Source organism: Isoptericola chiayiensis (assembly GCF_013149805.1).
In the GTDB taxonomy this organism is placed as follows: Bacteria; Actinomycetota; Actinomycetes; order Actinomycetales; family Cellulomonadaceae; genus Isoptericola; species Isoptericola chiayiensis.
This window is the reverse complement of sequence record NZ_JABEZT010000010.1, coordinates 1-22,912: the sequence shown is the minus strand read 5'-3', so window position 1 is coordinate 22,912 and position 22,912 is coordinate 1. Positions and strand designations below refer to the sequence as shown.

Sequence of the window (22,912 nt, the reverse complement as noted above, 5' to 3'; positions counted from 1 at the left end):
GGCCCGCCGTCCGCGGCACAGCGGACGACGGGCCCTCGAAAAGCTGACCGAGGTCAGCGGGACATCACTTGGCGACGGCCTTCTTCAGCAGCGAGCCGGCGCTGATCTTCACGCCGTAGCCGGCCGGGATCTGGATCTCCTCACCGGTGCGCGGGTTGCGACCGGTGCGGGCGGCGCGCTCGACACGCTCGACCGAGAGCAGACCGGTGACCTTGACGGCCTCGCCCTTGCCGAGCGACTCGATGAGCACCTCCTGGAAGGCGTTGAGGGCGGCCTCGGCGTCCGACTTGGTCAGGTCGGCCTTGGCAGCGATGGCCGAGGCGAGCTCGGACTTGTTGAGCGACATGTGCATCCCTTCTCCGGATCACGACGCACGGACCCGTGCGCCGTCACGTTCACGGTCGGACCGGCAGAACCGGTGGACCGGGAACACACTATGGAACATCCGCGGCTTCCTGCGACTTTTGCGCCCCTCGTGGCGCGTCTCGGTGCCGCGGACGACGGTTCAGTCCTGGTCGCGGTCCCGCGGATCCTGGCCGACGGACTCGTGCAGACGCCGGCGCGACCGCATCAGCAGCGCGACGGCGACACCGATCGCGGCGATCAGCGCGGCACCGTACAGCAGCGGCATCGAGCCGGCGCCGGCGGTCTCCTCGGCGTCCGTGGTGGACGACGGCGTGGGCTCGGTGGCGCCAAGACCGTCCGCCTCGCCGGACTCCTCGAGCACGGACTCCGCCGAGGCCGCCGGGACCGGTTCCTCGGCCGGGGACGCGGACGCCTCCGCCGAGGCCTCGTCACCGGCCTGCCCGGCCACCGTGTACGCGAACTCGCCGGTGATCGGATGGCCGTCGGAGGACACGACACGCCAGGTCACGGCGTAGTCCCCGCCCACCGTCTGCTCGCCGAAGCCCGCCGTGACGACCGCGCCCTCGACGGTGACGTCGGCCTCGACGTCACCGGACGGCGTCGTCACGAGCACCTGGGTGCCCTCGGCGATGACGTCCGCGCTGAACGTCAGCGAGACCTCCTCGACCGGCTCGTCGAGCTCCGCACCGTCCTCCGGGTCGGAGGACAGGAGCTGGTCGTGGGCGCTCGCCGACGCCGCGGTGAGCACGCTGACGGCGGTGCCGCCGACGACGGTCAGCAGCATGGCGATCGCCACGATGGTCGCGACCACGCGCATCCGCTTGCGACCCCGCACGGGTGCCCAACCGTCGTCGGACCCCGGCGCCGCCGGCTTCTGGGGAGCGGGCGCTCGGCCCGCAGGATTCTGCGCCACGGGTGCGACCCTAGCGCCGCCGTCGGACACCCGGCCAACGCCGGACCGGTGTCGTCGGGCACACTCGGGGTGTGGACTTCCGCAACGCCTACGCCCACGGGTTCGCCCGGATCGCCTCGTGCACGGTGCCCGTCACGCTCGCCGACCCGGCCGCGAACGCCGCCGCCGTGCTCGACCAGGCGCGCGCCTGCCACGACGACGGGGCGGCCGTCGCGCTGTTCCCCGAGCTGTCCGTGTCCGGGTACGCCCTCGACGACCTGCACCTGGCCGACACGCTGCTCGAGGCCGTCACCGACGCCCTGGAGCAGATCGTGGAGGCCAGCGCCGACCTGCGTCCGCTGCTCGTCGTGGGTGCCCCGCTCGAGATCGAGGGCAGGGTCTACAACTGCGCCGTCGTGATCCAGGGCGGGCGGGTGCTCGGCGTCGCACCCAAGACGTACCTGCCGACCTACCGCGAGTTCTACGAGAAGCGCTGGTTCGCCTCGGGCGAGGCGTTGCGGGGCGCGCGCGTGCGGCTGCCGTTCGCCGACGACGACGTGCCCTGCGGTCCGGACCTGCTCTTCCGCGCCTCCGACGTCGCCGGCCTGACCGTGCACGTCGAGGTGTGCGAGGACATGTGGGTGCCCGTGCCGCCGTCGGCCGAGGCCGCGCTGGCCGGCGCGACCGTGCTGCTCAACCCGTCCGCCAGCCCGATCACGATCGCCCGCGCCGAGGACCGCCGCCTGCTGGTGCGCTCGGCGTCGGCGCGCTGCCACGCCGCCTACGCGTACGCCGCCGCGTCGCAGGGCGAGTCGACCACCGACCTGTCCTGGGACGGGCAGACCCTGGTCTACGAGGCCGGCGACCTGCTGGCCGAGACGGACCGGTTCCCCGACGGGCCGCGCCGTGCGGTCGCCGACGTCGACCTCGACCGGCTGCGTCAGGACCGGATGCGCCAGGGCACGTTCGACGACAACCGGCGGGCGCTGCGGGACCGCACCTCCGACTTTCGGACCGTCGAGTGGGAGGTGGGTCCGCCGTCGGGCGACCTCGGCCTGCGCCGGCACGTGGACCGGTTCCCGTTCGTGCCCGACGACGCCACACGGCTCGCCCAGGACTGCTACGAGGCGTACAACATCCAGGTCACGGGCCTGGAGCGGCGGCTGGCCGCGATCGGGCAGCCGAAGGTCGTCGTCGGCGTCTCCGGCGGGCTGGACTCCACGCAGGCGCTGGTCGTGGCCGCGAAGGCGATGGACCGCCTCGGGCGACCCCGCACCGACGTGCACGCCGTCACGATGCCGGGCTTCGCGACGTCGTCCGAGACCAAGGACCGGGCCACACGGCTGGCCCGCGCCCTGGGCGTGCGGTTCGAGGAGCTCGACATCCGGCCCGCCGCCGAGCAGATGCTGCGCGACCTCGACCACCCGTACGGCGCCGGCGAGCCGGTGTACGACGTCACCTTCGAGAACGTCCAGGCCGGGCTGCGCACCGACTACCTGTTCCGGATCGCCAACCACCGCGGCGGCATCGTGCTGGGCACCGGCGACCTGTCCGAGCTGGCGCTGGGGTGGTGCACCTACGGCGTCGGCGACCAGATGTCGCACTACGCGGTGAACACCGGGGTGCCGAAGACGCTGATCCAGCACCTCATCCGCTGGGTGGCCGACTCCGGCGACTTCCCCGGGGAGGTCGGCGACGTGCTGCGCGAGATCGTCGTGCAGGAGATCTCGCCCGAGCTGGTGCCCGCCGGGGAGGGCGAGGCGCCGCAGTCCACCGAGGCGATGGTGGGCCCGTACGCGCTGCAGGACTTCACGCTGTACTGGACGCTGCGGTTCGGGATGCGGCCGTCGAAGATCGCGTTCCTCGCCTGGCACGCCTGGCGGGACGCGTCCGTCGGCGACTGGCCGCCGAGCTACCCGCACGACGAGCGCTCCGCCTACGACCTCGCGACGATCCGGCGGTGGATGCTGGTGTTCTACCGGCGGTTCTTCGCCTCGCAGTTCAAGCGCTCCGCGCTGCCGAACGGGCCCAAGGTGTCGGCCGGCGGGACCATGTCGCCGCGCGGGGACTGGCGGATGCCGTCGGACGCCTCGGCGGCGGCGTGGCTGCGCGAGGTCGAGGAGAATGTCCCGGAGGGCTGACAGCGGGGCCCGGTGCGCGGGCAGGGACCCGCGAACGCGCCCGTCGCCGGCGTGCCCACCCCCGTCGGGTCGGCACGGTGCGGCCATTTCGGCAGTCATCCGTGCCGACCTGGCCGCAGAGTGCCGATCCCATCGCGGGCGCCGACCGACCGCCGCGCAGCGTCTGCCGGCCGTGCACCGAGCCTCGTCATCCAGTCCAATTTGCCGACGTCGGCAGTTCGGCCCCGGATCGGCAGTTCGAACTGCCGACCTGGGGACAGAGTGCCGATATCGGCGGAACGGGGTGCCTGGGGTCGTGACCGGGGAAGGGAAGGCGGCGTCGGGGGCGGCGTGGGAGGCAGGATGGGCCCATGACCTCCTCCACGCAGCCCACCACCCCGGGCACCACCCGCAGCTCCGTCGCCGTCACGAACGGCCACGTCGTCCCCGTCGTCGGCGAGCCGGTCGAGCACGGCACCGTCCTGATCACCGACGGCGTCATCACGGCCGTCGGCGCCGACGTCGAGGTCCCGGACGGCGTCCGCACCGTCGACGCGGGCGGCCGGTGGGTGCTGCCCGGGTTCGTCGAGTCGCACGGGCACGTCGGCGTGCACGAGGAGGCCGAGGGCTGGGCCGGCGACGACACCAACGAGAAGACCGCCCCGAACGGCGCCGCGTTCCGGGCGCTGGACGGCATCAACATCGAGGAGGAGGGGTTCCGCGACGCGCTCGCCGGTGGCGTGACCTCCGTCGTCGTCAAGCCCGGCTCGGCCAACCCGATCGGCGGGCAGACCGTCGCGATGAAGACGTGGGGCGGGCGCACGGTGGACGAGCAGATCATCCGCGAGGCCGTCTCGGTCAAGAGCGCGCTGGGCGAGAACCCCAAGCGGGTGTACGGCGAGCAGAAGAAGACGCCGGCGACCCGGCTCGGGGTCGCCTCGGTGATCCGGCAGGCGTTCCTCGACGCCCAGCACTACGCGGCCGCCCGCGATGCGGCGGAGGCCGAGGGGAAGCCGTTCGCCCGCGACCTGACCAAGGAGACGCTGGCGCGGGTGCTCGACGGCGAGCTCGCATGGGACCAGCACACCCACCGCGCCGACGACATCGCCACGGCGCTGCGCCTGGCCGACGAGTTCGGCTACCGCCTGGTGATCAACCACGGCACCGACGGCGCGGCGGTCGCCGACGTGCTGGCGGAGCGGGACGTGCCGGTGATCTTCGGGCCGATGTTCACGACCCGGTCCAAGGTGGAGCTGCGGAACCGGTCGATCGCGGCGCTGGGCCGGCTCGCCGAGGCCGGGGTGCGCGTCGCGATCACCACGGACCACCCGGTGGTGCCGATCAACTTCCTGGTGCACCAGGCCTCGCTGGCGGTGAAGGAGGGCCTCGACCGCCGGGTCGCCCTGGAGGCCCTGACGGTGAACCCGGCGGCGTTCCTCGACCTGGACGACCGCGTGGGCGCGCTGCGTCCGGGGCTGGACGGCGACGTCGTCATCTGGTCGGGCGACCCGCTGGACGTCAACGCCCGTGCCGAGCACGTGTTCGTCACCGGCACCGAGGTGTACACGTGGGACGCCGAGGCCGACGGCGGCCGGGGCGCGGGGCAGGTCGTCGAACGGTCCGCACGGTTCGCCTGAGCTGGTGTGAGACCCGCAACAAACCCGGCCACGAAGTTGCCTGCCCAGGGCAACTTCGGGTCGAATCGTTCCTATGCGCCCCCTCCTCGCCGCCACCGCGGCCGTCTCCACCGCCCTCCTGCTCGCCGCCTGCGCCGGACCGGACGACGCCGAGCCGGCGGCGGAGACCTCCCCCACCCCGGAGGCCTCCACGGAGACGGAGGGCGGCGCAGACACCCTCACGACGTGCAGCGGCTACTACGACGGCGGCGAGCTCTCGATCCACCACCGGGTCACCACCTGGACCCCCGAGGTCGCCGAGCCCGCCACCGAGGAGAACACCGGCGAGCTGACGATCGTGCGCGACCGTCTCGACGCCCAGATCCGCTACGCCGACACCGAGGCGGCCGCGCTGCTCGAGACCATCCAGGCGCCGTTCGACACCTCGCTCGAGGGCGGCTCCGCCGACCCGGCCGACGTCGAGGAGTCCGTGGCGGCGTTCGCGTCCTTCTGCGCCGACGCCGGGTTCGTCGTCCCGGAGTGACCGACCGGGCACGCTGAACCCGACCGGGCGCGCTGAGCCCGACCCTCCCGGCCGGGCGCACCGAGCTCTGCGACGAACCCCGGGCTCAGCGCCCGGTGAGGAACGACCCCATCAGCGGGCCCGCCGTCGTCGACCCGTACTCGCCGTCCTCGACGAACACGGCGACCGCCAGGTCGTCGTCGGTGATCGCGAGCATCCACGCGTGCTGGCGCGACCCGTCCCCGTACTGTGCGGTACCGGTCTTGGCGCCCACCACCGCGGGGACGTCGGCCAGGGCCGAGGCGCTGCCGTCGGTCACGACGCCGGCCATGAGGTCGCGCAGGTCGGCCGCCTCGGTCTCGGTCAGCCCGTCGGCCGTGCCCGCCGGCTCCCCCGCCGACGACGGCGACGCGGACGGCGACGCAGATCCCGACGGCGCCGCGGACGACGACGGGCCCCCGTCCGCCGCCACGACCTCGCGCACGATGCGCGGCTCCACCTGCTCCCCGGCCGCGACGCTCGCCGCGACCGTCGCCATGCCGAGCGGGGAGGCCAGCACCTGCCCCTGGCCGATCATCGCCTCGGCCCGCGCGGTGGCGCCGCCGTCGGAGGTCGGGACCTCGCCGAGGAACGCGGCGGCCCCGACCGACGGTTCCGCGACGAGCCCGAGGTCCGCCGCGGCGTCGGCGAGCGCCCCGGTCTCCAGGGCGTCCCCCGCCCCGATGAACGCCGTGTTGCACGAGTGGGCGAACGCGGTGGAGAACGGCACCTCGCCGGTGGCGGACGCCGGGTAACCGGGCACGTTGGAGTAGGTGCGCCCGTCCACGGTCCGGGTCTCGGGGCAGCTGACCGTGTCCTCGGGGAAGACGCCGGCGCGCATCAGGGCGAGCGCCCCGGCCACCTTGAACGTGGAGCCCGGGGCGTACTGGCCGAGGGTCGCCGTCGACCAGCCCTCGCTCCCGGGGCCGCTGGCGGCGGCGAGCACGTCGCCGGTGGACGGCCGGATCGCCACGAGGGCGCTGGCGGGCTCGACGTCGGAGAGCACGTCCTCGGCGAGCGTCTGCAGCGCGGGGTCGAACGCGGTGGCGACGTCGGCGCCGTGCACCGCCTCGGCCCGGTAGGCCTCGCGCAGCACCTCGCCGTCGGTGTCGACGACGTTCACCACGAGGCCGGGTGCGCCCCGCAGCTCGGCGTCGTAGGCGGCCTGCAGGCCGGACAGCCCGACGGTGTCCCCGGCCTGGATCGCGCCGTCGGAGTCCTCGATGATCTCGGCGGTGGCGTCACCGGACCGGCCGAGGACGGGGCGCGCGAACGTCGACGTCGGCGCGAGCTCCATGGTGTCGGCGAGCACGTTGACGCCGCGGATGGTGCGGGCGTCGCCGGCGGTGAAGTCGACGCCGGACGTCTCGCGGTCCTTGCGGATGGTGATCGCCTCGACGTAGGCCTTGTCCCCCGCGGCCTCGACGCGTGCCGCGTACTCGTCGGGGTCGAGGCCGACCAGCTCGGCGAGCGCCCGCGACTGCTCGTCGTATGCCGGCGGGTCCAGGCGGGTCTTGTCGATGCCGATGCGCCACACGTCGCGCTCGGTGACCAGCGGCTCGCCGTCGACGTCGAGGAGGTCGCCGCGGTCCGGGGCGACGGTCTCGATCTCGAGCCGGTCGGTGGCGACGAGCTCGGGGACGAGCAGGTCGGGCTCCCAGTGCACCTCCCAGGTGCCGACGTCGTCCGGTCCGGCGTCCTCACCGGGGGGCACCCAGCCGAGCTCGGTGCTGGTGGTGTACTCCCAGGTGCGCTCGGCGTCCAGCGGCCAGCTCCACGCGAGGGTCACGTCGGCGGCGGGTTCCTCGCCCTCGGCCTCGGGGCGCTCCGTCACCTCGGCGACCTCGACGGCGGGGGCGGCGCCGGCCTCCTCGGCCGCGGCCCGCAGGGGTTCGGTGACCTCGTCGAGGACCTGCTGGGGGATGGCGGACGTCGTCGCGGTGACGGTCAGCGCGGCCAGGTCGCCGGACGCGAGCCCGTCGGCGAGCGCGGCGGCGGTGTCGGCCGCGGGCGGCCGGTCCGGCCCGGTGCACGCGGTCAGCGTGACCAGCACGGCGGGGGCGATCAGGACGGTCAGGGGCAGGGTTGTCCGGCGGCGCACCCGGCGAGCCTAGCGGGGTGCGTCTGGCGTGCCCAGGGGTGATGCTCCTAGAGTGCGCCCCGTGCTCCCGCCGTCCTTCCGCCGTCGTGCGCGCCGTGTGGTGACCGCAGCAGCCGTCGCCGCGGTGGTCGCCTGCCCGACGACGGCGGGTGCGGTGGCGCCGCACGGTCCGGTGGCGCCCGACCCGGCGGCGCACGAGCCGCTCGCTCGGTACACGGCCGTGGTGGGCTGGGCGCCGACGGAGGAGCGGACGGTCGGCACGCCCTGGACGGACGGCGTCGCGATCTCTCCGGGGCTGGGGCGCGACGTCGAGCTGCAGCAGCTCGTGGACGGAGCGTGGATGACCCGACGGTCCTTCCCGACGGGTGCGGGCACCTGGGCCGCGGCGGTGGGGCTGACGGGCCACTGGACGCAGGCTCCGGTGACCCGCTGGCGGCTGTTCGTGGCGGGCACGGCCGACGCCGCCCCGGCCACCAGCGGCGTCAAGGTGGTCCACGCCTCCTGGGAGGCGGGCACGGACCCCGCCGACCCGACGGTCCTGGTCACCAAGGACCGGGCGATCTCACCGCAGGGGTACCGCCCCGGACGCCTCGTCGAACCCGACTTGGCGACCCAGGGCGCGTGGACCGAGCTGCGGCCGGCGGCGGCGAAGGCGCTGGGCGAGCTCGCGGCCGACGCGCAGGACGCCACGGGCGAGCGCCTGGTGCTGGTCTCCGGGTTCCGGCCGGCCGGCTACCAGGAGCGGCTGTTCGACCGGTACGCCGCACGCCACGGCGAGCGGGCGGCGTCCCGGTTCTCGGCGCGGTCCGGCCACTCGGAGCACCAGACGGGGTGGGCGGCCGACGTCACGCAGGCCGGGGTGCCGTTCACGGACTTCGGGGGCACGCCGTCGTCGGACTGGGTGGACCGGCACGCGTGGCGGTACGGCTACGTGGTCCGCTACCCCCGCGGCGCCGAGGACGTCACCGGCTACCGGGGCGAACCGTGGCACCTGCGCTACGTCGGCACGCACCTGGCGGCCTACCTGCACCACGGCGGCGGCACCCTCGAGGAGGCGTTCGGCCTCAGCGGTTGAGCGCCGCTCCCAGCCGTTCGACCGCCTCGGTCAGGATCTCCGGCGTCGTGGCCAGGTTGAGCCGCAGCCGGCCGTCCCCGCCGGTGCCGAAGTGCCGCCCGTCGCCGAGCGCGACCTTCGCGGTGCGCAGCACGTGCTGGTGGGGGTCGACGTCGGCGGGCACGGCGTCGCGCACGTCGAGCCACATCAGGTAGGTGCCCTCGCCGGGGTGGACGCGCACCGCGGGGGCGTGCTCGGCGAGGAGCTTCGTCGCGAGCTCGCGGCGTCGCACGATCCCCTCGCGCAGCGCGTCCAGCCAGTCGTCCCCCTCGGTGTAGGCGGCGGCGTGCGCGAGGACGGCGAGGTGGTTGACGGCGTGCCCGGCCTCCTCGGGGATGCGGCGCAGGTCGGCGGCGGCGTCGGGGCCGGCGAGGGCGGTGGCGGCGCGCAGCCCGGCCAGGTTGAACGCCTTGGACGCCGAGTGCACGGCGATCGCGTCGTCGCTGCCGGCGACGTCCAGCAGCGGGGTGAACGCGGTCGCCTCCGGTGCGAGACCCTCGGCGGTGAACGGTGCGTGGATCTCGTCCGCGACCACCCGCACGCCGTACCGCCCGGCCAGGGCGAGCACCTGCTCGAGCTCGGCGCGGGTGTGGACGGTGCCGGTCGGGTTGTGGGGGTTGCACAGCAGCAGCACCGCCCGACGCCCGGACCCCGGCCCGGTGCCGTGCGCGGCCGCACCGGTGGCGGTCCGGAACGCGGCCTCCAGGGTGTCCGGGTCGAGCCGGCCGTCGGCGTCGAGGGGCGCCTCGACGACCTGGCGCCCCTCGTTGCGGGTGTAGCCGTAGAACGGCGGGTAGACGGGCGGGGTGACGACGACGGCGTCCCCGGGTGCGGTCAGCACCCGCAGGATCTCGACGGTCGCGACCATGACGTCCGCCGTCGTGCGGCTGGAGCGCACGTCGGGGTCCCACCCCCACCGGCGCCGCGCGAACGGCGCGAGCGCCGCGGCGTACCCCGTGCCGCGGTCGTACCCGGTGTCGCCGGCCGCGAGCGCGTGGTCGATCGCCGCCACGACGAACGGTGCCTGCGGCACGTCCATCTCGGCCACGAACAGCGGCAGCACGTCGTCGGGGTAGGCGGTCCACTTCACGGACGTCCGACGGCGCAGGTCGGCGAGGGAGAGCTGGTCCAGCGGGGAGTCGGTCACCCGACCGGTCTACCAGGCGCGCTCGCCCGGTTCCAGCCGTCCGGACGACGTCACACGCCCGCGGGCCGCACCACGTCGACCCACTGGTCCTCCCGCAGCACCTCGGCGTCCTCCGCGCCCGCCCAGCGTCGCGCGTCGGCGACCGTCGCCTCGAGCAGCTCGCGCAGCCGGGCGTCGATGTCGGGCCGGTACGACTCGCTGATGCCCTGCACCGCCGTCGAGACCACCGAGGGCGCCGCGTCGCGGACGAACCGCTTGGGCTTGACGTGCGTGCCCGCGCAGAAGCGCCGCGCCCACTCGGCGGTCCGCGGCGTCGTGGCGAGCGCCTCGACGCTGGCGGCCGACATCGTCCCCTCCGGCCGGCCGTCCAGGACGTCGAGCATGCGCTCGGCGCCGTAGATCGCCACCGCGAGGGTCTGCTGACGGTCCTCCGGCGCGACCGGCAGCGCCGTCTGCGCCGCGCGTAGGGCGATGTGCACGTCCCAGCGTGGGTCGTCGCTGGTCAGCCCGATGACCGACGGGATCAGCGGCGCCAGGCGCGGCCGCGCGTCGTCGGACGTCAGGTCGTTGACGGCGCGCGCCATCATCGCCAGCAGCGGGTGCGTGCACTGCGGATGGTCGCTCCAGCGCTCACCCGCGAGGAACGACGCCAGCTCCATGAAGCAGGCGCCCTTCTTCGGGTTACGGTGCTTGCCCCGGCCCAGCATGGGCAGGGCGTCGAACGTTCCAGCGGTTCCCACCACGAGTCCACCCCCGTATCGGTCCTTGCTCCAGTGTGCGCGCGGTGTGACCCACGTCGCAACGGCTGGGGGCGATCTGCACCGCCCGGACCTGGGCCGCGCCCGCACGCCTGGACCCGCCCGAGGGTGTCGCACGCCATACTGGGACGGTGCCCGAGACCCAGGTCCTGGGTTCGCTGCCCCACGGCGCCCCGGAGCAAGCCACGGCCGACGAGGTGTTCGACCGCATCGTGCGGATCGCCCACCGGGTGCTCGGCGTGCCCGCAGCCACGCTCGTCCTGCTCTCCGACGACCCGTCCGTACAGCTCTTGCCCGGCGCGCTCGGGCTGCCGGGCGACGTGCAGCGCGCCCGTGTCTACCGCATGGACCACCCTGTCACCGGTGACATCGTCGAGAACCGTCGACCGGTGATCATCGGCGACGTCGACGACGTCCCCTCCGTCGCCGACCGTGGGCTCGTCAAGGCGCTCGGCACGCGATCCCTCGCCGGCTACCCCGTCGAGGACTCCCGCGGGCACGTCGTCGGCGCGCTGTGGGCCCTGCACGACACCCCCCGCACCTGGTCCGAGGAGGACCTCGCCACGCTCGCCGACCTCGCCGCGGCCTGCACCAGCGAGCTGCGGCTGCGCGCCGAGCGGGAACGGGCGCGCCGCGCCGAGCAGGTCGCGTTCCGCGCCCACCAGCGGGCCCAGTTCCTGCTCGGGCTGTCGGAACGGTTCGCCGGCGTGACCACCATCGAGGAGGTCGAGGAGACCATCGCCCAGGTGGTCGGCTCCGGCATGGGCGCCCGCTGGTGCTCGCTCGCGCTCGTCGACGCCGACCGCCGCCACCTGCGCTACATCACCGTCGGGCACCAGGAACCCGGCTTCCCCGAAGACATGCGCTCGGCCCGCCTCGACGCGCCCCGCCCGGACACCGCCGTCGTCCGCACCCGCAAGACCCTGTTCTACCGGGACCACGAGGAGATGATCGAGGTGTTCCCCGCGATGGCGGGGATCGGGCTGGTCTCCAGCGGCGCACGGTCGTTCCTGCCCATCGTCACCGACGACGACGTCATCGGCGTCGTCATCTGCGTCTGGGAGGAGAAGCGCGACCACGACGCCGGCACCGCCGCCCTGGAGGCCACGGTCAGCCGGTACGTGGCCATGTCGCTGGAGCGGGTCGCCCTGCTCGAGGCACGACGCCGCGTCGCCACCACGCTGCAGGAGTCCCTGCTGACCGACCCGCCCGAGGTCGCCCACCTCGACCTCGCCACCACCTACGCCCCGGCGGCACGCACCGACCAGGTCGGCGGGGACTGGTACGACGCCGTCGTGCGCGACGAACGCACCGCCGTGCTCATGATCGGCGACGTCGCGGGGCACGACGTCGGCGCCGCCGCCCAGATGGGTCAGCTCCGCTCCATGCTGCGCGCCGTGGCCTGGAGCCACGACGAGTCCCCCGCCGAGCTCCTCGGCCGCCTGGACCGGGCCAACGCCGAGCTGGGCCCGCACGCCATGGCGACCGCCGTCGTCGTGCGGCTCGACCAGGACGAACGCCCCTGCGGGGACACGGGACCCGACGGCGCACCCGAGCGCGGCTACACGCTGACCTGGTCGAACGCCGGCCACCCGCCGCCGCTCGTGCTGCGCCGCGACGGCAGCGTCGAACAGCTCGACGCACGACCCGACATGCTGCTCGGCATCCACCCCGCCACCCCGCGCCACGACCACGTGACCCGCCTGCTGCCCGGCGACACCCTCCTGCTGTACACCGACGGGCTCGTCGAACGGCGCGGGGTCCCCGTGCCGGAGCGCACCGCGGCGCTCGAGCAGGCGCTCGCCGACACCCTCGGCGAGGCGACGGCGTCGCTGCCGCGCTCGCTCGTGCGCCGGCTCGTCGGGCGGGCGCAGCGCGACGACGTCGCAGTGCTGGCGGCCCGGGCCCGCGTCCCGGCGCCGTCGGGCCCGCCGTCGGACGACGGTCCCGCCACCGCGGAACGCAAGGTCGCCGACGACCTGAGCGACCTCGGTCCGGCCCGGCGCTGGGTCGACGACGTGCTCGAGTCGTGCAGCGTGGACGCCGAGCAGCGCCGCACCGCGATGCTGCTGTCCAGCGAGATCCTCACGAACGCGCTCGAGCACGGCGCCAGCCCCATCGTGGCGACCGTCGAGGTCGACGACCGGCGGCTGCGCGTGGCCGTGCGCGACGGCTGCACCCGGCCGCCCGTGCTGCGCGCACCCGAGCCGCAGGACCTGTCGGGGCGCGGCGTGCAGTTCCTGGAGCGGCTCGCCTCCCGGTGGGGCGTCGACCAGCACCTGGGCGAGGGGGTCGGACGCCACGCCGACGGCGGCGAGGGCAAGACGGTGTGGTTCGAGATCGACCGGGAGGCGCGGCCGCTGACCGGCGTGGTGCCGGCGATCCCGCGCCCGTCGCCGACCACGAGCTCGATCCCGCTGGTCGAGCGCGTGCTGCCCTGGACGCGGGACGAGGCGCGACGCCGCAAGACCTGAGCGGACCCTGGCGCGTGTCGGAGGGCGGGCCTACCGTGTGAGGTATGACACAGGCCATATCGTCCCCGGCCGCCGGGGTCGACGCCCCCGACGTCGGCGTGCTGCTCGAGAGGTACCGGCGCGAGCTCACCGGGTACTGCTACCGCATGCTCGGCGGCGCCGCCGACGCCGACGACGCCGTGCAGGAGACGATGCTGCGCGCCTGGCGGGCCTACGACCGGTTCGAGGGCCGGTCGTCGGTGCGCTCGTGGTTGTACCGCATCGCGACGAACGTGTGCTTCGACGCCCTGGGCTCGGCCAAGCGGCGCGAGCGCCCCATGGGGATCGGCGCCGCGCAGCCGGCCGAGATCGAGAACTTCGGCGAGACGCTCGCCGAGGAGCGCTGGGTCGAACCCGTCCCCGACGACGCGGTGCTGCCCCGCGAGGGCGACCCCGCCGACATGGCGATCGGTCGCGAGTCCGTACGGCTGGCGTTCGTCGCGGCGCTGCAGCACCTGCCGCCCCGCCAGCGCGCGGTCCTGGTGCTGCGCGAGGTGCTGCGCTGGTCCGCGGCGGAGACCGCCGCCCTGCTGGACACCACCGTCGCGTCCGTGAACAGCGCGCTGCAGCGGGCGCGCGCCACCCTCGGCTCGAAGAACCTCTCGCGCGACACCGAGCGCTGGGGCGAGGTGGACGAGGAGCTGCTGGGTCGGTACCTCGACGCGTTCGAGCGGTACGACCTCGAGGCGCTCGTGCGCCTTCTGCACGACGACGCCGTGCTCAACATGCCGCCGTACACCCTGTGGGTCTCGGGCCCGCACGAGATCGCCCGCTGGATGGCGGGCCCGGGCAAGGGGTGCCTCGGGTCGCGGTGCCTGCGGGTGCACGCCAACGGGTCGATGGCGTTCGGGCAGTACCGGGTCGACGCCGACGGCGGCTGGACGCCCTGGGGACTGGTCGTGCTTGAGGACGACGGCGCCGGCCGCGTCACCGGCATCACCACGTTCCTCGACACCGCCACCTGGTTCCCCCGGTTCGGCCTGCCGGACCACCTGCCCGCGAGGTAGACCCGCCCGCTGCGCCATGATGGGGGCGTGACGTCACCGGGCAGGCCACCGCACCAGGACCTGCGGCTCGTCACGCTCGTCGCCGCGGGCGGCGCCGTCGGCTCCGTCGCCCGCTACCTCGTGAGCCTCGTGCTCCCCCACGAGCCGGGCGAGTGGCCGTGGTCGACGTTCGCCGTCAACCTGGCCGGCGCCTTCCTGCTCGGCTGGCTGCTGGAGGCCTTGGCCCGCCGCGGGCCCGAGACCCCGCGACTGCGCCGCGTCCGGCTGTTCTTCGGCACCGGCATGCTGGGCGGGTTCACCACGTACTCCTCGCTCGCGCTCGACATCACCCAGCTCACCGGCGACGGCACCTGGCCCGCCGCCCTGGGCTACGCCGGTGCCACGCTCCTGCTCGGCACCCTGGCGGCCCTGCTGGGCGTGCTCCTGGGAGCGAGGACGCCCCCGAGCACGTTCGGCCGCCTGCTGCGCGGGAGGGACGACCGATGACCGGACTCCTCGCGGCCGTGCTGGTCGGGGTCGGCGGCGGGCTGGGCGCCGCCGTCCGCTTCTGGGCGGCGGACACCATCAAGGCGCGGCGCCCCGACGGCTTCCCCTGGGGCACCTGGATCGTCAACGCCCTCGGCGCGCTGCTCATCGGTCTCGTCACGGGCTGGCTCGCCTTCTCCGACGCCGGCGAGCACTGGCACCTGCTCCTCGCGATCGGGGTGTGCGGCGGGTTCACGACGTTCTCGACCGCGATCGTGGAGACCGTGACGATGATGCGCGGCGGGCGGCACGCCGCCGCCGTCGGGCACGCGCTGAGCACCCTCGCGGTATCCTGGGCCGCCGTCGTCGCCGGGTTCGCCCTCATGGCGGCGCTGCTGGGCTGAGACGTGCCAGGCTGTGCTCATGCGCCTGCTGCTGCTCGACACCGCGTCGCTCTACTTCCGTGCGTTCTTCGGCATGCCGGACTCGTTGCGCTCGCCGCAGGGCGAACCCGTCAACGCCGTGCGCGGGCTACTGGACATGATCGCGTTCCTGGTCACCGAACATCGCCCGGACCGTCTCGTGGCCTGCTGGGACGACGACTGGCGGCCCGCCTTCCGGGTGGAGGCCATCGGCTCGTACAAGGAGCACCGGGTCGCCGAGCTGCGGGCCGACGGCCCGGACGTCGAGGAGATGCCCGAGGACCTGCGGGCCCAGGTGCCGGTGATCGTCGAGGTGCTCGCCGCGCTGGGGCTCGCGCGGGTGGGCTCGCCGGGGTACGAGGCGGACGACGTGATCGGCACGCTCGTCGCGCGGGAGGTCGCCGGGCACGACGGCGGCACCCCGGCCGGGCAGGGCGGCCCCGGTCCGCAGGTCGGGATCGTCACGGGCGACCGGGACCTGTTCCAGCTCGTCGACGACGCCGCGGGGGTCGCCGTCCTCTACCCGGCCCGCGGCGTGCGGGACCCGGACGTCGTGGACCAGGCGCGCCTGGCGGAGAAGTACGGCGTGCCCACGGGGTCCGCCTACGCCGAGATGGCGGTGCTGCGCGGCGACCCGTCGGACGGCCTGCCCGGCGTGGCCGGCATCGGGGAGAAGACCGCGGCCAAGCTGCTGGCGGCGTTCGGGACGCTCGACCGGGTGCTCGAGGCCGCGGCCGCCGAGGAGAAGGGCGTCACCCCGTCGCAGCGGACCCGGATCGCCGCGGCGGCCGACTACCTCGCGGTGGCTCCCGCCGTCGTGCGCGTGGCCGACGACGCACCGATCGCCCCGTTCGACGACGCGCTGCCGTCCGCGCCGGCGGACCCTGCGGCGCTGGAGGCGCTGGTCGAGCGCTGGGGCATCCGCTCCAGCGTCGACCGGGTGCTGAAGGCCCTGGCCGGCTGACCGCTCCCCCGTCCGTTGTGGGCGCGCCATCTGGCCCGATATGCCCGCTATGCGCGTTCTGGAACCACAGTTTCTACGCCCACAACGCTGAGCGGAGGGCCTCGGCCGCGGCTGACGCGACCTCCGGGTCCGTCACCTCGTAGCCGGAGTCGCCCCCACCACCGGGACCGCCGTCGTCGGACACCACGCGCTTGGCCGACAGGTGCACCGCGTCGACGCCGGCCGCGACCAGCCCCGGCACGTCGGCGACCCGCACGCCGCCGCCGGCCATGACCTGCACCGCCCCGCCGAGCGCGTCCCGCGTGTGCGCGACGCAGGCCGCGAGCCGCTCGACGCCGTCGGCGCAGCGCGCCGCCCCGCCGGAGGTCAGCACACGAGCCACCCCGAGCCCTGCCAGCACGTCCAGCGCCGCGAACGGGTCGGCGAGCTGGTCGAACGCCCGGTGGAACGTCACCTCCAGGCCGTCGGCCGCCGCGACCAGCTCTCGCAGCGCGGCCGCGTCGACCGTGCCGTCCGGACGCGACGCACCGACGACGACCCCGTGCGCCCCCGCGGCGCGCGCCGCCGCCACCTCCCGGACCTGCACGTCCAGCTCACCGTCGACGAGCACGAACCCGCCCGGACGCGGGCGCACCAGCACGTGCACCTCGACGCCGTCCGACGACGGCACACCGGCACGCTCGACGGCCGCGGCCAGCAGTCCCGGGCCCGGCGTCATCCCGCCCGTCGCCCCGAGCGCCGCGCACAGCTCGACCCGGCGGGCACCCACCGACGCCGCGACGTCGACGCCCGCGACGTCCTGCACGGCGAGCTCCAGCGCGGGCACTCGCGAACCGGCGGTCCCGGACACGGCGCCGCCCGCCGGTGCCGCAGCACCGACGGGCGTCACGTCGTCGACCATCAGCCGGTGTTCTGCAGACCGGCGGACACACCGTTCACGGTCAGGAGCAGCAGGTGCTGCCAGCGGTCCTTGTAGCCGCCGTCGACCCACTCGCCGTCGTCCACCGTCAGGCCCTCGCTCGCACCCTGGGTGCGCAGGGCCCGCAGCGCGCGCACCTGCAGGAGCGACAGCGCGTCGACGTAGGGCGACCGCAGCTGGACGGCCCGACCGAGCACCCGGCGGCTGGCCAGCGGCCACTCGTTCCCGGTGATCTTCAGGACCCACTCGCGGGTCAGGCGCAGCTCGGTGAGGACCATGTCGGCCAGGTCGTCGCGGTCGCCCAGGGCCAGGTACTGCTCGGCGATGCGCTCGTCCGTCTTGGCCAGCGACATCTCGATGTTGTCGAGCAGCGTGCCGAACAGCGGCCACTCGGTGTAGGCGGCCTTGAGCTCGTCCAGGCTGCCCTCGCCCTCCGCGAACGACTTCAGCGCCGTGCCCAGACCGAACCAGCCGGCCAGGTTGATGCGGGCCTGCGACCAGGAGAACACCCACGGGATGGCCCGCAGGTCGTCCAGCGAGTTGACCGAGAGGCCGCGCTTGGCCGGCCGGGAGCCGATCGGCAGCAGGCCGACCTCCTCCAGCGGCGTCACCTGCGAGAACCACTGCGGGAAGCCCTCGGACTGCACCAGCTCGTGGAACCGGGCCCGCGAGGAGGCGTCCAGCGCGGAGGCGACGCCGGAGAACCGCTCGGCCGTGCTGGCGTTGCGCTCCTCCGTCGACGGCGCCGAGGCCAGCAGCGTCGCGGCAGCCACCTGCTCGATGTGCCGGGCGGCGATCGTCGGGTTGCCGTAGCGGGCCAGGATGACCTCGCCCTGCTCGGTGAGCTTGAACCGCCCGTCCACCGAGTGCGGCGGCTGGGCCAGCACCGCACGGTTCGCGGGGCCGCCGCCGCGGCCGAGGGCACCGCCGCGGCCGTGGAACTGGGTCAGCGTGATGTCGTGCTTCTGCGCCCACTGCGCGATGCGCGACTGCGCCTTGTGGAGCGCGAGGGTCGCGGCGACGGGACCGACGTCCTTCGAGGAGTCGGAGTAGCCGAGCATGACCTCCACGCGGCGGCCGTTCTGCTCGAGCCGCTTCTGGACCTGCGGCATCTCCAGCATCGCCTCGAGGATGTCGACCGAGTTCTCCAGGTCGGCGAAGGTCTCGAACAGCGGGATCGCGTCGACCACCGGGGCGTCGTCCGTGCCGTCGAACGCCAGCTCGGCGAGCTGGTAGACGGCCGCCAGGTGCTCGGGGGCCTGCGTGAAGGACACGATGTACCGGCGGGCGGCGCGCTCGCCGAACCGCTTCTGCACGGCGCCGAGGGCGCGGTAGGTGTCCAGCACCTCGCGGGTGCGGTCGGACAGCTCGCCGTGGACGCCCTTCTCGGCGATCTCGTCGAGCGCCGCGGCGTGCACCTGGGAGTGCTGGCGCACCTCGAGCTCGGCCAGGTGGAACCCGAAGGTCTGCACCTGCCACACGAGCCGCTGCAGGTCGCCGTAGGCCGCACGGTTGGCACCGGCCGCCACGAGCGACTCCTGCACCACGCGCAGCTCGGCCTCGAGCTCCTCGGGGACCTGGTAGGCCAGGTCGGCGTCGCGGGTCCGGGTCGCGCGGATCCGGCCGGCGATGGCCAGCACCGCGGCGCGGTGCGGCTCGTTCGGGGAGTCCGCCGCGGCCTTGGCCGTCAGCTCGTCCGACAGCTGGCGCAGCTGCTGCCACAGGGCCTTGAGCTCGGCCGACGCCGGGGTGCTCGCCTCCTCGAGGGTGAGCTTGCGGCCGGTGGCGACCGCGGCGTTCTCGAGCGCGGTCAGGGCGTGCTCGGCGGCCAGGGTGGCGGCCTGCCGGGTCACGTCGGCGGTGACGTTCGGGTTGCCGTCCCGGTCGCCGCCGATCCAGGAGCCGAGGAACACGAACGGCTTGGCGACCGGCGGGGTGCGCCCGGCCTCGCCGTCGAGGATCCAGTCGTCCAGGCGGCGGTACACCTCGGGGAACGTGTCGAACATGGTGGCGTCGAAGACGCCCATAGCGGTCTTGACCTCGTCGATCACGGTCGGCTTGGCCGCGCGGATCGGGGAGGTGCGCCACATCGTGTCGATCTCGGCGAGCAGGCGGCGCTCGTTCTCCGTGCGGGACGTGCCGCCCGGGTGCAGGGTGTCACGCTCGGACAGCAGGTCGGAGATGCGGCGTACCGCACCAGAGACGGCACGACGGCGGGCCTCGGTCGGGTGGGCCGTCAGGACCGGGCGGAACTCCAGCTCGCCCAGGCGTCGCAGCGCCTCCTCGCGGCCGACCTCCTCGGCCAGCTGGGTGAAGGCGGCGGGCAGCGACTCCTCGATCGCGGCGCCGGCCTCGGACTCGCGGATCCGCAGCACGCGGACCCGGTGGTACTCCTCGGCGAGGTTCGCCAGGTGGAAGTAGCAGGTGAAGGCACGGGCGACCTGTTCGGCGCGCTCGAGGCTGTAGCCGGCGACGACGTCGGCCGCCTCGGCCAGCGCCGCTCCACCGTCGTCCACCCCGTAGGCGCGGATCGTCAGCTCGCGCAGCCGCTCGACGTCGTCGAGCAGGTCCTGCCCGCCCGCCTCGCGCAGCACGCTGCCGAGCAGCCCGCCGAGGAGGCGGATGTCGTCGCGCAACGGGTCGGGCATCTCGTGCCGGGCGACCACACGCTCGATCGCGCCCGTGCTCGGGCTCTGGTGTCCGTAGTTGTCGCTCACGACCTAGAGACTAAGCCGAACCGGGCTTGAGACATAGTTTGCGTCCGCTGTGCGGGCACCCTCCGCGGGACGACGGCGGCCCGCGGCCCGGTCATCCGGCGGCGGGTGCGTACGCGCCCTGCCACACCGTGTCGAACGGCGTGCGTGCGGCCACCCGCGCCTCGATCCCGGCGGTGACCACATCCTTCGCGACCTGCGCGGCGGCGCGCACGTCGGCGCCCTTGGCGAGCTCCGCGGTGATCGCCGCGGCGAAGGTGCACCCGGCGCCGGAGACCCGCTCCTCGCCGATCTTGGGCGCGCTCAGCACGGTGACGTCCGTGCCGTCGAACAGCACGTCCACGGCGTCGGGGCCGGGCAGCTCCGCGCCGCCCTTGGCGACCACGTAGCGCGGGCCGGCCGACGTGTCGAGCAGGGCATGGATCCGGCGCGCGGCGTCGACCAGACCGTCGACGTCCTCGATCGGCTCGGTGCCGGCCAGCGTGGCCGCCTCGAAGAGGTTGGGCGTGACCACGGTGGCGAGCGGCAGCACCTTCTCCCGCAGCGCGGTGTCGGTGTCCAGGGCGGCGCCCGGCTCCTGGCCCTTGCAGATCAGCACCGGGTCGAGCACGACGTGACGCCAGGACTTCGCCGCGAGCGCCTCGGCGACCACGTCGACGGTGTCGGGGGTGCCGAGCATGCCGATCTTGACGGTGTCGAGGTCGTGGGTGGCGGTCGCGGCCTCGAACTGGTCGGCGATCACCTGCGGGTCGACGGGGACGAAGCGGTGGGCCCAGTCGGCCTGCGGGTCGAACGAGACGATGCAGGTCAACGTGCCGACGCCGTAGACGCCGAGCTGCTGGAACGTCTTGAGGTCGGCCTGGATGCCGGCGCCGCCGGTCGCCTCGGACCCGGCGACGACGTGGGCGAGCGGAGGAGTGCTGGGCATGGTCCCAGCCTAGAGCGTGCCGAGGATGCGGGTCCGGGCTGCCTGACGTTCGTCGTCGTCGAGGGCGCCGGTGGCGTGCAACCGGTCGACCTCGGCCAGCCGCGACTCGCGCGTTCCTGTGCCGACACGCTCGGGTCGGGCAGCTCGACGCCGGACGAGCACCACGATCGCGACGACCGCCGTCAGTGTCAGCAGAACGACCACCGCCACGACGACCGACCACACGACGTCGTAGGTCGCCGGGACGAACAGGTCGACGCCCTCGTCCGCGAACGGCTCGACGCGGGGCGGACGCAGGACGTCGGACACTCCGACCCGGTTCACAGCGTGCCCAGGAGCCGGGCCCGGGCATCGCGGTGCTCCGGCTCGGTGATGCGCCCCGCCGCCAGCAGGCGGTCAAGGTGCTCGAGCCGCTGCTCCAGGATCCCCGGCCGGTCGGTCGGGGCGACCCGGAGGGGGTTGTCGCGCCGCACCGTCACGGCGATCACCAGGACAGCCACCATCGTGACGACCGGCACGGCCGCCTGCAGCATCATCATCGTCAGAGCGGTCCAGCTCATCGAGAACACGTGCGTCCCTTCCTCGGCGTCGGTCACACTAGCGGCCGCCGGAACTGCGGTCGAGGCTCGCGGCGACGGCGCCGACGTCGGACCCCGCTCGTAGGCTGGTGGCCATGACCCTGCAGATCGGTGCCCACGTGTCCCTCGCCGACGCCGTCGCGGATGCCCGCGAGATGGGTGCCGACGTCGTGCAGGTGTTCCTGTCCGACCCGCAGGCGTGGAAGGTGCCGCCGCTGGAGTACCCGGGAGGAGCGGAGGCGTTCCGCGGCGCGACGGCGGAGGCCGGCATCGACGTGTACGTGCACGCGCCGTACGTCATCAATGTGGCCTCGACGAACAACCGCATCCGCATCCCGAGCCGCAAGCTGCTGCAGCAGATCATGACGCGGGCCTCGGAGGTCGGCGCGAAGGGTGTCGTCGTGCACGGCGGGCACGTGACCGCGAAGGACGACCCGGCGAGGGGGTTCGACAACTGGCGCAAGGCGATCGAGTCGCTGGACACCGACGTGCCGGTCCTCGTCGAGAACACCGCGGGCGGCGACCACTCCATGGCGCGTCGCCTGGACCGCATCGCCGAGCTGTGGGCGGCCGTGCAGCAGGCCGAGAGCGACGTCGAGGTCGGCTTCACGCTCGACACCTGCCACGCCTGGGCGGGCGGCCTGGACCTGGCCACGGTGGTGGACGACGTCCGGGCGATCACCGGCCGCATCGACCTGGTGCACGCGAACGACTCGCGTGACGCCGCCGGGTCGGGGGCGGACCGACACACCAACTTCGGAGCGGGCGAGATCCCCGAGGAGCTGCTGCTCGGCGTGGTCCGCGACGCCGGCGCCCCGGTGGTCTGCGAGACCAAGGGCGACATGGGCACCGACATCTCCTGGCTGCGCGAGCGACTCTGAGCGTCCGGCCGGGTCGGTGTTGCCCGGCCGCCGAGGGGCTGTGGACGACGCTCTGTGACGACGGGTGCGGCGCCACACTGGCGGGATGAGACGCAGAAGTCCGTTCGTCCAGCCCCTGGAGCCCGTGCTCGACATCGACGACGCCGAGAGCGGTCCGGACGGGATCGCCGAGCTCGCCGATCCCCCGCGCCGTCGGCCCGCTCCTCGGTTGTCCTCCGACGGCCTGGCCCTGGTGGTGGCGGGCGCGGTCCGGCTCGAGGCCGCACGACGCGGACTCTCGCAGCAACAGCTCGCCACGGAGCTCGGCCTGTCACGCACGGCCGTCTCGGCACGGTTCCGGGGACGGGTCGCGTGGTCGCTCGACGAGGTGGGTCTGCTGGCGCAGCTCTTCGGATGCCGGGTCGTGGAGCTGGTGACCGAGGCCCCGACGCCGGCCGGCAGGTCGGTCTGGTAGCCCGGTAGCCCGTGCGTCTCTCTCTGCCGGGAACTGATGGTCTTCCCCGCACCTGTCGCGATGGCGGCATCGGTGCCCGCCGCGCGGTCGCGAATCACGCGGGGCGTGAGTCTCACGCCACGCGTGATCTGGTGACGCCGCGGCGTCGCGACTCTCGCCATACGGACATGTGCCAGGAAGAGTGGGCGGATCGTGGGCGACACGCCGAGCGACACGCCGAGGCGCTGCTCCGCACGCCGCGCGGTACGCGCGAGACGTTGCCTATCTCGGCGCGAGCTCGCCTACCTCGCGACCGGGTTGCCTACCTGTGAGTCTTCGGGTGGCTGACCCGGGGTCGGCTGGCCAGGGTGGTGTTGTTCTGGTCGCGGTGGCGTGGCTCGTTGCCTACCTG

At 74.2% G+C, this 22,912-nt stretch carries 21 protein-coding genes; 11 read left to right on the top strand and 10 right to left on the bottom strand.

Going from position 1 to position 22,912, the window contains the following annotated elements; translation table 11 throughout:
* Positions 1-64 precede the first annotated feature (64 nt).
* Positions 65-346: an HU family DNA-binding protein gene (locus HDG68_RS15195; RefSeq protein ID WP_172153495.1), complete on the bottom strand. Its 282-nt coding sequence runs from the start codon at positions 344-346 to the stop codon at positions 65-67.
* Positions 347-505: 159 nt separating this feature from the next.
* Positions 506-1,279 (bottom strand): copper resistance protein CopC, encoded by a 774-nt coding sequence (locus HDG68_RS15190; RefSeq protein ID WP_172153494.1) that lies wholly within the window; start codon positions 1,277-1,279, stop codon positions 506-508.
* A gap of 71 nt (positions 1,280-1,350) precedes the next feature.
* Here HDG68_RS15190 and HDG68_RS15185 point away from each other — a divergent pair, with 71 nt between their 5' ends.
* The 3 genes from HDG68_RS15185 to HDG68_RS15175 all read left to right on the top strand — a co-directional run bounded on the left by HDG68_RS15185 (position 1,351) and on the right by HDG68_RS15175 (position 5,538).
* Positions 1,351-3,399, top strand: a complete 2,049-nt coding sequence (locus HDG68_RS15185; RefSeq protein WP_172153493.1) for an NAD(+) synthase — start codon at positions 1,351-1,353, stop codon at positions 3,397-3,399.
* 350 nt (positions 3,400-3,749) lie between these two features.
* On the top strand, positions 3,750-5,015 hold the full coding sequence (locus tag HDG68_RS15180; protein ID WP_172153492.1) for an amidohydrolase: 1,266 nt from the start codon (positions 3,750-3,752) through the stop codon (positions 5,013-5,015).
* Between the two features lie 73 nt (positions 5,016-5,088).
* Positions 5,089-5,538, top strand: a complete 450-nt coding sequence (locus HDG68_RS15175) for a hypothetical protein (RefSeq protein WP_172153491.1) — start codon at positions 5,089-5,091, stop codon at positions 5,536-5,538.
* A gap of 85 nt (positions 5,539-5,623) precedes the next feature.
* On the opposite strand, the gene HDG68_RS15170 is transcribed toward HDG68_RS15175, so the two are convergent.
* Entirely contained in the window at positions 5,624-7,657 is a 2,034-nt protein-coding gene (locus HDG68_RS15170; protein WP_343037612.1) for a penicillin-binding transpeptidase domain-containing protein, read from the bottom strand.
* Positions 7,658-7,718: 61 nt separating this feature from the next.
* On the opposite strand from HDG68_RS15170, the gene HDG68_RS15165 reads away from it, so the two are divergent.
* Entirely contained in the window at positions 7,719-8,732 is a 1,014-nt protein-coding gene (locus HDG68_RS15165) for a D-alanyl-D-alanine carboxypeptidase family protein (RefSeq protein WP_172153490.1), read from the top strand.
* Here the strand turns inward: HDG68_RS15165 and HDG68_RS15160 are convergent.
* Both HDG68_RS15160 and HDG68_RS15155 read right to left on the bottom strand, forming a co-directional pair.
* Positions 8,722-9,918: an aminotransferase class I/II-fold pyridoxal phosphate-dependent enzyme gene (locus tag HDG68_RS15160; protein WP_172153489.1), complete on the bottom strand. Its 1,197-nt coding sequence runs from the start codon at positions 9,916-9,918 to the stop codon at positions 8,722-8,724. The two genes, HDG68_RS15165 and HDG68_RS15160, sit on opposite strands and share 11 nt — an antisense overlap.
* Positions 9,919-9,968: 50 nt before the next feature.
* Entirely contained in the window at positions 9,969-10,658 is a 690-nt protein-coding gene (locus HDG68_RS15155; protein ID WP_343037611.1) for a hypothetical protein, read from the bottom strand.
* A gap of 149 nt (positions 10,659-10,807) precedes the next feature.
* Here HDG68_RS15155 and HDG68_RS15150 point away from each other — a divergent pair, with 149 nt between their 5' ends.
* The 5 genes from HDG68_RS15150 to HDG68_RS15130 are packed head-to-tail and all read left to right on the top strand — an operon-like array spanning position 10,808 to position 16,047.
* Positions 10,808-13,150 (top strand): SpoIIE family protein phosphatase, encoded by a 2,343-nt coding sequence (locus HDG68_RS15150; protein WP_172153488.1) that lies wholly within the window; start codon positions 10,808-10,810, stop codon positions 13,148-13,150.
* A 44-nt stretch (positions 13,151-13,194) separates the two neighbouring features.
* On the top strand, positions 13,195-14,196 hold the full coding sequence (locus HDG68_RS15145) for a sigma-70 family RNA polymerase sigma factor (protein WP_172153487.1): 1,002 nt from the start codon (positions 13,195-13,197) through the stop codon (positions 14,194-14,196).
* Positions 14,197-14,223: 27 nt separating this feature from the next.
* Positions 14,224-14,682: a CrcB family protein gene (locus tag HDG68_RS15140; RefSeq protein ID WP_172153486.1), complete on the top strand. Its 459-nt coding sequence runs from the start codon at positions 14,224-14,226 to the stop codon at positions 14,680-14,682.
* The gene (gene crcB, locus HDG68_RS15135; RefSeq protein WP_172153485.1) at positions 14,679-15,065 is read left to right on the top strand and encodes a fluoride efflux transporter CrcB; all 387 of its coding nucleotides are present in this window, start codon (positions 14,679-14,681) and stop codon (positions 15,063-15,065) included. The genes HDG68_RS15140 and crcB overlap by 4 nt, the downstream gene beginning before the upstream one ends.
* 19 nt (positions 15,066-15,084) lie before the next feature.
* Positions 15,085-16,047 (top strand): 5'-3' exonuclease, encoded by a 963-nt coding sequence (locus tag HDG68_RS15130; RefSeq protein ID WP_172153484.1) that lies wholly within the window; start codon positions 15,085-15,087, stop codon positions 16,045-16,047.
* Positions 16,048-16,120: 73 nt separating this feature from the next.
* On the opposite strand, the gene HDG68_RS15125 is transcribed toward HDG68_RS15130, so the two are convergent.
* The 5 genes from HDG68_RS15125 to HDG68_RS15105 all read right to left on the bottom strand — a co-directional run bounded on the left by HDG68_RS15125 (position 16,121) and on the right by HDG68_RS15105 (position 21,168).
* The gene (locus HDG68_RS15125) at positions 16,121-16,948 is read right to left on the bottom strand and encodes a copper homeostasis protein CutC (RefSeq protein ID WP_172153483.1); all 828 of its coding nucleotides are present in this window, start codon (positions 16,946-16,948) and stop codon (positions 16,121-16,123) included.
* On the bottom strand, positions 16,948-19,614 hold the full coding sequence (locus HDG68_RS15120) for a phosphoenolpyruvate carboxylase (RefSeq protein ID WP_172153552.1): 2,667 nt from the start codon (positions 19,612-19,614) through the stop codon (positions 16,948-16,950). Before HDG68_RS15120 ends, HDG68_RS15125 begins: the two co-directional genes overlap by 1 nt.
* Positions 19,615-19,774: 160 nt before the next feature.
* Positions 19,775-20,608 (bottom strand): hydroxymethylpyrimidine/phosphomethylpyrimidine kinase, encoded by an 834-nt coding sequence (locus HDG68_RS15115; RefSeq protein WP_172153482.1) that lies wholly within the window; start codon positions 20,606-20,608, stop codon positions 19,775-19,777.
* Between the two features lie 9 nt (positions 20,609-20,617).
* Positions 20,618-20,917, bottom strand: coding sequence for a hypothetical protein (locus HDG68_RS15110; RefSeq protein WP_172153481.1), 300 nt, complete (start codon positions 20,915-20,917; stop codon positions 20,618-20,620).
* A gap of 11 nt (positions 20,918-20,928) precedes the next feature.
* A complete protein-coding gene (locus tag HDG68_RS15105) occupies positions 20,929-21,168 on the bottom strand; it encodes an SHOCT domain-containing protein (RefSeq protein WP_172153480.1) in 240 nt (79 codons plus the stop codon).
* 113 nt (positions 21,169-21,281) lie between these two features.
* Here HDG68_RS15105 and HDG68_RS15100 point away from each other — a divergent pair, with 113 nt between their 5' ends.
* Together HDG68_RS15100 and HDG68_RS15095 are read left to right on the top strand one after the other, a co-directional pair.
* A complete protein-coding gene (locus tag HDG68_RS15100) occupies positions 21,282-22,067 on the top strand; it encodes a deoxyribonuclease IV (protein WP_172153479.1) in 786 nt (261 codons plus the stop codon).
* 85 nt (positions 22,068-22,152) lie between these two features.
* Positions 22,153-22,521: a helix-turn-helix transcriptional regulator gene (locus HDG68_RS15095; RefSeq protein ID WP_172153478.1), complete on the top strand. Its 369-nt coding sequence runs from the start codon at positions 22,153-22,155 to the stop codon at positions 22,519-22,521.
* The last annotated feature ends 391 nt before the right edge of the window (positions 22,522-22,912 follow it).